Here is a 13,121-nt window from a genome sequence, read left to right as displayed (position 1 = left end):
TAGCATCAGTAGGCATGATGACATATTGGATTGCTTCCAAGGAAATTCAAAAAAACGCATTTGAATCCAGCCAAGAGACGGTAAACAAAACGAACCAGATCTTGGACGATAAGCTGTCGGGAATCTCCAATTCGGTTCGTTCTCTTATGTTCAGTTACGCCTTTAAGGACATGATGCTGGATGTACAGAGCAACGATATATCGAACTATTATGTTCACTTGTCCGAACTTCAGTATGTATTCTCACAAGTCTCCTTTAATGAACCTTTAATCGACAGCATCCTTATTGCTACACCCATCGGAGACTTTTATCCAATATCGCAGCGGCGTACGCAAAATCATTCCTTCTATGAGTCCAGCATGTATTACGATGTAAAGGAAAACTACGGGGGGATATGGATCAAGGGGCACATTGACAAGTTTTTTACCGGTAACAGTCGCGCACTATCCTTTGTGACGAAGGGAACACTAGATAACAATTCCAATACGAATGTGTTTATCGTCGTAAACGTGAACGAGAGCGGATTGATTGGTACGGTGAACAAACATTCCTTGAATGATGACAGTGACTACTTTGTCATTGATTCAAAAGGTGAGGAAGTAATTCGGACTGCTTGGTCCTCCAGCCATAATCTGATGAAGGACAGCATGCTTTTGATGAATTTATCTGAAGACGTACAAGGTTCCTTTTTTCATGCATTCGACAATACCGATTATCTGGTGAACTATACCCGTTCTTCCATTATGGATGACTGGAGTTTGTTCGGTATTCAGCAAAAGGATAAACTGCTTGAGCAAATGAATAATGTCAAACGAACCACCTTTTTCATTATGCTTTTCTTTTTACTTCTTACCTGGTTTTTATCCACCCGATTGACGGCACTCCTGTTAAACCCACTCTATAAGCTGCAGCGCCTCATGAAGGAGGTAGAAGATAATCGCTTAAATGTCCGCTTCAATAGCCGTTCTACTGATGAAGTAGCTCAAGTGGGTTACCAATTTAACCGAATGCTGGATGAGATCAATCGTCTCATCGATGATGTCAGACTCAGTGAATCCGGGAAAAGGAAGGCAGAGATGCGAGCGTTAACCGCGCAGATGGAACCTCACTTTTTATACAACACCCTTAACACCATATATTGCAAATCCATATTAGGTGAAAATGATGAGGTCAGCGAGATGATTATGTCCTTGTCTCAAATGTTCCAGTTAGGTATAAGCGGAGGGAAAGACTGGAATACACTTGAGGAAGAACTGCTTCATGTGAAACAATACTGCCTCCTTCAGCAAAAATGCTACGAGGGGATGTTCGATTTTGAAGTTACGGTGACTCACGATTCGCTATTAACGTCACTCTTGCCGAAAATTTTGCTGCAACCCATTGTTGAAAACAGCATTCAACATGGCTTTAAGGATATAAGCTCAGGTGGCCGGATTCAAATGCATGTCACTCTCCAGGATCGTTTATTACATCTAATCATAGAGGATAACGGAACAGGAATGGATGTTGAGCAAGTATATAGGCGGATGCGGGAACCTCGGATTACCAACAAAGGGTATGCTCTAAACAACATTGTAAACCGGCTCAACCTCTTTTATGGAGAAAAAGCCGGAATTAAACTGACCAGTCTTCCTGGAAAAGGATCAAGAACGGAAATATGGATGCCCATTCTAGAAGGGGAGGTAGAAGCATGATCCTTGAACAACAAATGGTAAAACTCTGCATCATCGATGACATTCGAAGCGTGGTTGATATGATCGCACGAAAGCCCCCTTGGGAGGAGCATCACATTGAGGTGGTTGGTACAGCACTGGATGGTGTGGAAGGGATTCGCCTTGTGCAGGAAAAGAGGCCCGAAATTGTGCTAACCGACATCCGCATGCCCAAAAAGGATGGTCTCGCCATGACTCAAGAAATCCTCGAAAAATCTCCTTCCACCAAAATCGTTATCCTAAGTGCATATACGGATTTTTCATTTACGAGACAGGCCATTCGTTTAGGTGCATTTGACTTCGTGAAGAAGCCGTTCTCGATCGACGAGATTGTGCAAGTCGTATTGAAGGCGAAGAAGGCTTATTTGGAGGAATGGCAGGAACATAGCAAAGTGTTGGAACTGAAACAAAATATGATGCAAAGCCTGCCTGCTCTGCAACAAGAACACCTGTCTCTCTTGATTCATCATCGAACCAATGCAACGACTGCCTATCTCAGATGGCAAACTCTCGGCATTCAGCTTGATTCTAGGGACTTCAATCTTTTTATCGTGGAATTGGATCGTTTCATGGACAAATATAAACAGCAGCCTGCGCGGGAAGTAGAGCTCATCCGCTTCAGTCTGCGAAATGTTCTGGAGGAAACGATTCGAGGTTTCACTCGTGGTGTCGTTTTTGGCGAGGCATTAAACCGTTTTGTATGTCTTATCAATTGCAGGGACATCGAGCTGGCAGAACGGATATCGGAAGCGTGCCGAACAAACATGTATCAATTCACGCATTCAACGATTTCCATTGGGGTTGGAACCTGTGTGGATGCGATTGATGAACTGCCTGATTCGTATCAAAAGGCATTAAATGCGCTGGAGTATCAATTCTATACCCATGGCATGAATAGTTATATAAGCACTTCGGAGGAAGAGAAAACACTCTTGAATTATACGGTTTCGACGGAACAGGAATTGCTATTCTCCTTACGCTCCGGTCATCGCGAAAAGTGCCGGCTTATTTTGGAGCAGATTTTTAATGATCTATTACAGCGGGACCCCCTGCCGAAACCGCAGCAAGTCGAAAACATATGCTATGAGCTATCCTCCAAAATCTGTAGGGTGATGTCGGAGCACTATTCACCGGATCGGGTAAAAAAGCTTGAAGATCAATGGAATGCAGTAAGGCGTTCAGGTCATGTTTCATTCCAGCTGATGAGGGAGACGGTAAAGGGAATATGTCTTGAAGCTTGTTCATGGATTGAACATGAACGATCCGACGAATCTACGAAACTGATCTATCAGGCAAAAGAATATATATGTGCACATCTGCATACGAACTTATCCCTTGATGTTTGTGCCAAGGAGTTTAATATCAGCCCCGGATATTTTTCGAATCTATTCAAAAAAGTACTGAATATTTCCTTTCAACAATTCGTTGTTCACCAGCGGATGGAGAGAGCCAAAGAGATGCTGATCGACGATTATCAGGTCCAGGAGATCGCTCAAAGCCTTGGGTACGAGCATCGCCGCTATTTCAGCGAAATGTTTAAGAAGCATACCAATATGACTCCATCCGAGTTCAAGCTGTATAGTACAGGGAAAATCAGTACGCCTGCCGATCTGGTCTAGAGTTGCTCGTTTATAGATTAAGCCTTGTTTCCGAAGGATATTTGGATGCAGGGCTTGTTTTATTGAATGATGGCACATTGATGAAGAAACCTGCCCTTGATGTGTGGTTACCCGCATTATGTAAGTGAAGAGCACCCCCTATACTAAAGGAGAAAGAACGAGATTGCAGATATGATGAGGAGGCTAGGTAAATGAAAATAAGCAAAAAAATTCTCATCTCGGCGATGTTTTTGGTGCTTACAGGGAGTTTGGCAGCTTGCAGCAGCCCCAAACCTTCCGAACAAGGATCGGGAACAGAAGCGAATGCCAAGACAAAAATCACATACTGGACGGGAGATCGCCATGATTCCGAGTATGTCAAAGAAACGATCAATACATTCAACCAAACGAATAAGGACAACATTGAGGTTGAGCTGGTCATCAAGGGAGACGATTTCGATCAGGCACTGGATATGTCCTATCAGACCTCAGAGCCACCGGATATTATCCGCGTGAAGGAAAATACCATCCAGACATTCTATAAGAAAGGATTTCTTGCACCCATTGATGAGTTTTTGACGGATGAGATGAAGGAAAAGTTCCCGGTCATGGAGGACTTGAACAGTTTTGAAGGTAAACGCTATAGCCTGCCAAACTATGGCACGACGATGCGATTGATCTATAACAAAGAACTTTTTGACAAAGCAGGCATTAAGCAACCACCCACCACTTTGGAGGAGCTGGTCGAAACAGCTAAGAAAATAACCGAAGTGGGGAAGGCTAGCGGAGCCTATGGATTCGCTCAGAATTTCAAGAGTCCTTCGAGTGCATTTGGGCGCTCTGCGCGAGTAATCGCAGAGGTTAGCGGGTACGGAGGGTTTGGATATGATTTTAAGACCGCACGCTACGATTTTAGTAGTTTTAAGCCCATTATAGAGGCTTTCAAAAAAATCAAAGATGATGGCAGCATGCTGCCGGGTGTTGAGTCGCTGGATATTGATCCACTGCGCGCACAATTCGCAGAAGGTAAAATTGGCATGTATTTATCCTTTTCCGCAGAGGCAGGAGTTTACCAATCGCAATTCCCGGCGAAGATTGACTGGGCCGCAGCACCAGTACCATCCATTAATGGACAATTCAATGGCGCATCTGGTTTCTTGGGTGGGCAGTGGTTGGCCATTAGCTCTCAGTCTGAACATAAAGAAGCTGCATGGAAATTTCTCACGTACATGTACGACGAATCCATCCTGAAACAGTACCAGGAAAAAGGATTTGGCATATCCATGGTTCCTTCCGTTAGTGCGGTCGCCGCCAAGCCGGAAGTGAAAGGGATTGACGGATTCCTTCCAAACCAATACGACGGTGTCTGGCCAGTATATCCGTCTGTAGCAGTTCAAGGCATGAAGTCGGATGATGCGTTTTTCAGTTATATGCTGAGTGGTGGCGATCTGGATTCCATCATTAGCGATTTGAACACTCGTTATAACGCCGCATTGGATGCTGCCATCGCAAGCGGGGATGTGAAGGCGGAACCAATAGCAGATTTTAATCCGCTTGATCTTGCGGGGCAATATGCGAAGTAGAAGCAGACCGGGGATGGTGCTTATACCATCCTTACCTTTAAAAAAAGTGAAAGTAATACAGGGAGTTGAGAGGATATGAATAAAGCGAAGAATGCTGCCTTCTCATACAGTTTTCTTTTGCCTAGCTTTATTCTGACCATGGTTTTAGGCATTTACCCGATGGCATGGGCGCTGAGATATATGTTCTATGACTACAAAGGATTTGGCACGGAGCGATTTGTAGGTTTGGCCAACTTCAAACGCATTATGGGAGATCAGCAGTTTTGGGAGTCCGTTGCCAATACGTTTATTTATGCCGGAGGCAAACTTCTGCTATCGATTCCGCTTGCCTTGATCCTGGCTGTGATTCTGAACTGGAATATTAAAGGAAAGAATCTGCTTAGAGCTATTTTCTTCATGCCGACGATTATAAGTACGGCGGTCATGGCAGTTGTCTTTTTTACAATCTTCAACTCGTATAATGGCATTCTGAATCAATTTCTGATGAAGTATCTTTTTATTCAAAATGCCATCGACTGGCTCGGCGTGGATTATGCAATGCTGACCGTTATTCTAGTGGCGGTATGGGGAGCGGTTGGAAATTACATGCTTTTATTTCTGGCGGGTCTCCAAAACATTCCCCAAGATGTGTACGAGAGCTCTGCACTGGATGGAGCTAACAAATTCCAGCAGTTCAGATACATCACTATTCCAATGCTCGGTCCTGTCATGCAGATGATTATCATGCTCGCCATCATTAATGCACTCAAAGGTTATGAAAGCATCATGGTCATGACCGATGGAGGTCCGATCGGGAAAACGAATGTCATGTTCCTCTACGTGTACAAATTATTTTTTCCACCGGCTGGCGGGGCCGCGGCGACGCAAATTCAGGAGTTTGGGTATGGGAGCGCCGCCGCCTTTGTTACCGCCTTGATTGTCGGCGTGATTACAATACTTTATTTCTACGGCTCTCGTAGAATGAGTCAGAACGATTAAGGAGGAACGTTCATGAAAATCGCCTGGAATACCGCACTATGGACGTTTCTGATTGTCGTTGCATTCCTGACCCTGTTCCCTGTGGCAATCACCTTTCTCGGTTCTTTCAAAACCAATGCTGAGCTGACGGCCGGGGCCACATTTCTGCCGGCTGATTGGCAGTTTTCCAACTATCTCGAAGCATGGAAACAGGCGAATTTTTCAACCTATACGCTGAATAGCCTCTTCGTTGCCAGTGCCTCGACGCTTGGGACATTGCTCGTGGCTTCCATGGCAGCGTATGTTGTGAACCGCATGGATTTTATCGGTAAAAAGATCTACGTCAGCCTTCAGGCATTTACGATGTTTGTGGCCATTGGAGCTGTCGTGCTTCGACCTCAATTTGACCTTATGGTTAAGCTTCATCTACATGACTCACTGTGGGGAGTCATTCTGATTCTGATCAGCGCCCATGCTTCAGCCTTTTTTATCCTGCTAAGTTTTATGAACGGGATCCCCAGGGAGTTGGACGAAGCGGCTCGAATCGACGGCTGCTCACCGGGAAGGACATTTTGGAGAATCATCATTCCCTTGCTTACGCCAGGGCTTGGTGTCTGCGCGTTGTTTGCCTTCCGAGGGGCGTGGAACGAGTATCTGCTCCCGTTTGTATTTACGCTTAGCAAACCTGAATTGCAGACGTTGACCGTCGGTTTGGCCAATCTGAAATACGGGGTCGCCGCCGCTTCACAGACACACTTCATGATGGCTGGGGCGTGCCTCTCTATTCTGCCGATTCTAATCGCTTATATTTTTGCTAACAAATCTTTTATGCAAATGACCGCCGGTTCCTTGAAGGGCTAGCAGGAATCGATCCAACCAGGAGGCATATGCCATGAATTCAATTCATATCGGAGATTTGACCTCAAGTTCTGTCATTAAACGTTATCCGGAAAATCCGATTCTGGATGCATCCCGGGTTCCATACCCGACTGCTCTTGTATTTAATGCAGGCGTAACCAAATTCAACGGGACGTATGTGATGGTGTTTCGGAACGATTACGGCTCCACCGAACAGATGACACTTGAACCACATCATACCACCGACCTTGGAGTCGCTTTCAGTACAGACGGTATCCATTGGGAAGTACGGCCTAAACCTTGTTTTAAGCTGTACGATCAAGAGATCATTCGGGCATATGACCCTAGACTTACGGTGCTAGACGGTCGTTGTTATATGTGTTTCGCCGTGGATACGAAGCATGGTATTCGCGGTGGAGTTGCTGTTACGGACGACTTCGAGAACTTTGAAATTTTGAGTCTATCCACGCCGGATTTGCGCAACATGGTATTATTTCCCGAGAAAATCGGTGGAAACTACGTGAGACTTGAACGGCCATTCACCGTGTACAGCCGAGGAGGAATGGACCGGTTTGATATGTGGATATCCGAATCTCCGGATTTGAAATATTGGGGCAATTCCGACTTACTGCTGGCTGTTGAAGACGTTACTTTTGCCAATGACAAGATCGGCCCTGCCGCTCCACCAATCAAGACAAAGCATGGGTGGCTTACCACATTCCATGCCGTAGATATTGATCCAGCAAGGGGGAAGAATGGATGGGAATCATCCTGGAAGAAGAGATATACGGCTGGCTTGATGCTGCTTGACCTGAATAATCCGAAGAAAATCATTGGCAGGGCCAAGGAACCCTTAATAGCGCCAGAAGTAAGTTACGAGATCGAGGGAGGGTTCAGGAATAACGTAATCTTTCCTGGCGGGATGATCCTTGAATCTGATGGTGAAGTGAAAATCTATTACGGCTCGGCGGATACGGTGGAATGTTTGGCCACGGCACATATCGATGATCTGATCAAGCTATGCCTAAACGATTAAAACGAGGTGGATAAACTATGACAGTATGGAACCTGCTAAAGGATCCGCCTGCTCGTTATCGAACAAAACCATTCTGGTCATGGAATGACGATCTAAATAAGCACGAGCTATTAAGGCAGATCGAAGAAATGCATGAGGCAGGCATTGGCGGTTTTTTTATTCACGCCCGAGGAGGCTTAACGGTACCATACATGAGTGAGGAGTGGATGGATTTAAACCAATTCTGTATCGAGAAATGCCAGGAACTCGGGATGGAGGTGTGGCTGTATGATGAAAATGGCTGGCCCAGCGGTTACGCAGACGGAAAGCTGCCTGCCCTCGGTCATTCCTATCAGCAAAAGCGACTTTCATACGAGTGGGCACCCTTTAATCAAGAAGAAAAAGTGACGATTGCCAGCTATATTCAGATTGAAGATCAGCTGCATCTCCTTAAACAAGATGATCCACGCAGACCTGACTTCCGCGTGTATTACGAGGTCAATCCGTATTATATTGATACGCTAAGCAAGCATGTAGTGAGCACATTTATTGAGATGATTTACGATGCTTACTGGCTAAGGCTGGGGCCAAAATACACTTCTGCAATCAAAGGCATATTCACGGATGAACCGCAGTTTGGTCGAGGTGATCTACCGTGGTCACTGGAGCTAGCGGATGTCTTCGAGAGCCGTTACGGTTATTCGATTCTTGAAGCTCTTCCAGGACTGTTTCTGGATACGGATAACTGCCGCAAAATGAGGTATGATTATTGGTCTTGCGTTACTACTATGTTCACAGAAGCCTATGCCAAGCAGGTGGGTACGTGGTGCGGTGAGAGAGGGTGGATGTCTGTCGGTCATGTCGTAGACGAACAAACGCTTATGAGTCAAGTTACCTCGGTAGGCGACCCTCTTTGCTTTTATGAGTACCTGCATATTCCAGGGTGTGACTGGTTGGGCCGATCTGTTGGCGAAGATCCGCTGGTTCCCAAGCAGGTCAGCTCTGTTGTACGTCAACTCGGCCAAAAACAGGCCATCACTGAAAGTTACGGCTGTACGGGGTGGAATATCAGCTTTCGGGATCTGAAACGAATCGGCGAGTGGCAATTTGTTCATGGAATGAATCTCATGTGCCAGCACTTGCAGGCATATTCGCTAAGAGGTCTGCGAAAGCGGGATTATCCGCCTTCTCTTTTCTATCAGCAGCCTTGGTGGGAACACTATCATCGCTTTAACGATTACTTTGCCCGGTTATCGATGCTTCTGGTCGAAGGCTCCAGGCAAGCGGAGGTATTGCTGCTGCATCCCATCGGCACCGCTTGGGTGGAACAACAGGGTTCAGATTCAGCAGGGATAGAGCCGTATCATCAATCGTTTGCACAGCTGTCTCGCTGGTTGTGTCAATCGTTCATTGAACATGATTACGGAAGTGAAGGGATGTTGAAGCGCCATGGAAATGTTGATGGCGGACAGTTCGTTGTAGGAGAAGCCGGCTACTCGGTTGTAGTCATACCTCCATGCGTCACATTAAGCAGCAGGACAGTCGGTTTGCTTCATCAATTTATCCTCCAGGGGGGGATGTTAATTGCACTTGAACCCTACCCACGGTTGATTGATGGAGAACAGAATCAAGAGATCGATCGTTTGATCCATGCTGCCCTAAAACCCGCCCATACCCGTTTATCCATAGCCAAAATGATATCCGGTCAGGTTGCGCCGTCGATCTCAGTACATGACAGGTTGGGAAAACCTATTGTATCCGATATGGTTAACGTCCAGATACTTAAGCTTGACGACGCTTACCTTTACTATTTGGTAAATTCAGGTGACGAGTCATATTCGGATATTGAACTAACCATTTATCAAAAGGGAACGCTTTGTCTTATTGATTTGGAAAGCGGTGACCTCAAATCAGTGAACCAAAGAACGGTCGATGGCGGTACGCGCGTTGCATTGACGCTGTATCCGGCTCAGTCCTATATGTTCCTGCTTACACACCATGATGTGAAAAGTCATTCCGATCCAATAAATCTGCTTCAAACGGACCTAAGCAATAGTCCTATTTATCATCTGGATAACCAGTGGAAAATCGAGCAAATCGATGTGAATAGCATCACGCTGGATACCTGCAGGTATCGCGTAAAAAATGGGGAATGGTCAACGGAAATGCCCCTTATTTTTATTCAGGAAAAGCTGCTGCAGATCGGTTCCCCCGTTCATATCGAGTTGGAATTCAGCATTAACCTTGCATTCGAACCTGCTGACGGGCAGGAGATGTATTTAGTCGTGGAAAAACCGGAAAAACTGCAAATTGTAGTGAATGAAATAGATGTTGAATCAATCAGCAGCGGTTGGTGGAGGGATATCTCTTTCCAAAAGATAAATATCGGGGGATGCCTATTCAAAGGAAGAAACAAGATCAGGTTCAGCCTGTACTTCTGGAATTCACCTGAAACGTATGCAGCGATGGCTCGGGCAAACCAATTCGAATCCGAAGCGAATAAGCTTACACTGGATACGGAACTTGAAAGCATATATATTATCGGTGATTTTGCTGTCATTTCCCAAGCTGGTTATGTGGGTGATGAACATGGAGTGAGATGTACGGAGGGACCATTTATACTCGCCGATTCTCTGCAAATATGCTCGCTCGGAGACGATTTGGTAAGTCAGGGTTTACCGTTCTTCGCAGGAAGCATTAGAGTTGCGCAGACGATCCAAATACAATTCGGTGATGGAGATTCCTGGCTTTGGGATTTTGGTTCACAACCAGATGCAACAGTCACCAGGTTAAGGATTAACGGAGTAGAGATTCGTCTTTTCTTATGGGAGCCGTATGTCTCCAATATCACGGATTTTCTTAGACCAGGAGAAAATCACATTGAGCTGGAATTGACCGGAAGCTGCAGGAACTTGCTCGGGCCACATCATCATATAAAAGGGGAGCCAATTAAAGTAGGCCCAGACAGCTTTAAGGATAAGCCGGGATGGACGGATAAGGATCTGGATCCGAATACTTCTATTTACCAGGAGCGTTATGCGTTTGTACCTTTTGGACTCTCTGCCACTCCCAGATTGGTTCGTATTCCTGAATGATTAGAACAAGGATAATTTTGCTGAAGAATTATTGTATGCGCTTTCTAAGGTGATGAAATGACTGGAGGCGATATGAAATGGCATGGGTTAGAACGCATTTTCGTGCAACCATTATGCTTACTATAGTTTTTGCTTTACTGCTGACACCATATTCGAATTCTCACGTTAACGCATTGGAGAGTGAAGAACAGCATCTTCAGGGGAGTTCAGCGACAATTACAACCTACGAGTCATCGGTCCGGTATGCACGTTCCGTGAATTACACGCTTAAGGCAAACGGTGTGCCTGTTCCTGTTGTGAAGGGGTTCAGCGATTATGACTATGCGCATTTTTCGATGTCAGATGGCCCCGTCACTTACGAATTAACGATCCTGAACACGGACAAGGTGCATGAGTATTCGATAAGTCCGAAGAAACTCGGAATCCAAGCGGACAAGATCGAGGGGAGAACCATCACTTTCACGACTCAATCTGACGAATACCTTATCGTAATGATGAATAATCGCAAGACCCGCATGGTCATCGCTGCAGATCCACTCGAAACGGATGTGCCTGCTTCAGGTGGGGAGGGGATCTTTAATATCGGAGCCGCGCCGTATCATGTGGCATCCTCAGGTTCGTCATCCACTGGAGTTTCAGCAAGGACCCAGGCCATTCAACAGGCCATTGAAGATGCCAGCCAATACGGGACCTTAAAAGGCGGAGGAGCCCAAGGGATAGTTTATGTACCTGCAGGAACTTATTCTATTGGCAACTTGGTCTTAAAAAGTAATACAGCCATCTATATGGCACCCGGAGCCACCTTGGTAGGTACGGGCAAAACTACAGATTACACGGAGCACTGGTTCAAGGATTCGATGGGACGACCCGCAACCTGGTGGATCTCCACGGCTTTCCAATCCGAGAACATTCGAATATATGGACGAGGTACAATTGACGGCAACGGGCAAGCGCTGCATGATGACAAAAGTACCAATGGAAAAGGAATGATTAATAACCTGGTTGTTCCGATCGATACGACCCACTTTGAGATGGAAGGCATTGTCATCCGAGAATCAGCGGGCTGGGCTGTGGTTACGGTGCGTTCAGACGATCTTGTCTTCCGAAATCTAAAGCTCTTTAACAGTTTGGGCATGGGGGAGAACGATGGTATCGATATTTGTGAATCTCAAGATGTCATTGTACAGAATGCCATTGGCATCTCACTTGATGATCCTTTCTCCACAAAATCATGGAAATCGGATACGGATATCGCTTCCGGAAGAGTGCCATGGCCGGGTAATCCTGAGCCTGTTCGCAATGTGCTATTTGAGGACACGATTGCTTGGACGTTGTGCTATGGATATAAGGTTGGTCAAGGCGTTATGCAGAATCAGTCCGATATCGTATTTCGCAATGGCGTTGTTTATAAAGCAGCAGTAGGGTTCGCCATTCATCACAAGTACGGCACCGGTGCGGTGAGCGATGTTCGGTTTGAATCCATGGATGTGGAAGACATTAGCGGGAAGAACGAAGACAATAGTGCCTGGATGACCCTATTTACGGTGAATGCTGGCAATAACGGTGTTGGGCCCATCAGTGATATTAGGATTAAGGATATTACGGTACGTGACGCTGGCGAAAGTTTTGCGAAAATGAAAGGCATGGAAGGTGCCAAGATCACGGATGTGACCTTTGAAAATATATATATGCCTGGAGCAAGCCAGCCGGCCACTACACTTCACGAGATGAACTTTTTGAGCAAGGAACATTACGATGATATTACAATCAGGCCAGTTCAAGATGAGGAACCACTTCCCAGAACAAACTTAGCGCTTCATCGTCCCGCAGTAGCTTCATCTCGTGATGGAGTTGAAGATACCGCTCCATACGTAAATGATGGAAATTTCACTACGCGCTTTGGTTCAAAACGGGGAGTGGACCCGGGCTGGGTATATGTGGATTTAGGCGAGAGTAAAACGATAGATGAAGTGAGGTTGTATTGGGAAACTGCTTATGGCAAGAGTTATCGAATACAGGTTACCGAAGATCCGAGTCATGAGGGGAATTGGCAGGATGTATACAGTACCACAGCAGGTCAGGGTGGTATAGAAACCATAACCTTTGACGAAGTTCAAGCACGGTATGTTCGAATGTATGGAACGGTTCGAGCAACCATATACGGATATTCGATCTGGGAGTTTGAGGTTTACGGTCCCGAGTAGAATATAATAGCATTGCGGCAGTCTATATCCTTGAATCGATGCATTCGGAGACTGCCGCTTTTTAAATTATTTTGAGATGTGATCTTTATCCAAGCAGAG

Annotated in this window: 8 protein-coding genes; all 8 read left to right on the top strand. The window is 45.8% G+C overall.

Annotation, left to right across the window (positions count from 1 at the left end):
• Nucleotides 1–14: 14 nt before the first annotated feature.
• The 8 genes from CHH60_RS04225 (at nt 15) to CHH60_RS04190 (ending at nt 13,022) form a co-directional block, all read left to right on the top strand.
• Nucleotides 15–1,694 carry a sensor histidine kinase gene (locus CHH60_RS04225; RefSeq protein WP_255247822.1) on the top strand — a complete coding sequence of 560 codons (1,680 nt, stop codon included), beginning with the start codon at nt 15–17 and terminating at the stop codon, nt 1,692–1,694.
• Nucleotides 1,691–3,331, top strand: coding sequence for a response regulator transcription factor (locus CHH60_RS04220; protein WP_095358069.1), 1,641 nt, complete (start codon nt 1,691–1,693; stop codon nt 3,329–3,331). Before CHH60_RS04225 ends, CHH60_RS04220 begins: the two co-directional genes overlap by 4 nt.
• A gap of 191 nt (nt 3,332–3,522) precedes the next feature.
• Nucleotides 3,523–4,893: an ABC transporter substrate-binding protein gene (locus CHH60_RS04215; protein ID WP_095358068.1), complete on the top strand. Its 1,371-nt coding sequence runs from the start codon at nt 3,523–3,525 to the stop codon at nt 4,891–4,893.
• A 75-nt stretch (nt 4,894–4,968) separates the two neighbouring features.
• Nucleotides 4,969–5,871: a carbohydrate ABC transporter permease gene (locus CHH60_RS04210; protein ID WP_095358067.1), complete on the top strand. Its 903-nt coding sequence runs from the start codon at nt 4,969–4,971 to the stop codon at nt 5,869–5,871.
• A 12-nt stretch (nt 5,872–5,883) separates the two neighbouring features.
• Nucleotides 5,884–6,711, top strand: coding sequence for a carbohydrate ABC transporter permease (locus CHH60_RS04205; protein WP_095358066.1), 828 nt, complete (start codon nt 5,884–5,886; stop codon nt 6,709–6,711).
• A gap of 31 nt (nt 6,712–6,742) precedes the next feature.
• A complete protein-coding gene (locus CHH60_RS04200) occupies nt 6,743–7,744 on the top strand; it encodes a glycoside hydrolase family 130 protein (RefSeq protein ID WP_095358065.1) in 1,002 nt (333 codons plus the stop codon).
• A 17-nt stretch (nt 7,745–7,761) separates the two neighbouring features.
• A complete protein-coding gene (locus CHH60_RS04195) occupies nt 7,762–10,818 on the top strand; it encodes a glycosyl hydrolase (RefSeq protein WP_095358064.1) in 3,057 nt (1,018 codons plus the stop codon).
• 77 nt (nt 10,819–10,895) lie between these two features.
• Nucleotides 10,896–13,022: a galactose-binding domain-containing protein gene (locus CHH60_RS04190; RefSeq protein ID WP_095358063.1), complete on the top strand. Its 2,127-nt coding sequence runs from the start codon at nt 10,896–10,898 to the stop codon at nt 13,020–13,022.
• Nucleotides 13,023–13,121: the final 99 nt, after the last annotated feature.

The organism is Paenibacillus sp. 7523-1, assembly GCF_002276415.1.
Lineage (GTDB): Bacteria > Bacillota > Bacilli > Paenibacillales > Paenibacillaceae > Paenibacillus > Paenibacillus illinoisensis_A.
This window is presented reverse-complemented; position numbering and strand designations above follow the sequence as displayed.

Excerpts from the sequence above, each read along its gene's own strand:
- CHH60_RS04195 (WP_095358064.1), top strand. The coding sequence starts at position 7,762 with ATGACAGTATGGAACCTGCTAAAGGATCCGCCTGCTCGTTATCGAACA.
- CHH60_RS04210 (WP_095358067.1), top strand. The coding sequence starts at position 4,969 with ATGAATAAAGCGAAGAATGCTGCCTTCTCATACAGTTTTCTTTTGCCT.
- CHH60_RS04200 (WP_095358065.1), top strand. The coding sequence starts at position 6,743 with ATGAATTCAATTCATATCGGAGATTTGACCTCAAGTTCTGTCATTAAA.
- CHH60_RS04225 (WP_255247822.1), top strand. The coding sequence starts at position 15 with ATGATGACATATTGGATTGCTTCCAAGGAAATTCAAAAAAACGCATTT.
- CHH60_RS04205 (WP_095358066.1), top strand. The coding sequence starts at position 5,884 with ATGAAAATCGCCTGGAATACCGCACTATGGACGTTTCTGATTGTCGTT.
- CHH60_RS04215 (WP_095358068.1), top strand. The coding sequence starts at position 3,523 with ATGAAAATAAGCAAAAAAATTCTCATCTCGGCGATGTTTTTGGTGCTT.
- CHH60_RS04220 (WP_095358069.1), top strand. The coding sequence starts at position 1,691 with ATGATCCTTGAACAACAAATGGTAAAACTCTGCATCATCGATGACATT.
- CHH60_RS04190 (WP_095358063.1), top strand. The coding sequence starts at position 10,896 with ATGGCATGGGTTAGAACGCATTTTCGTGCAACCATTATGCTTACTATA.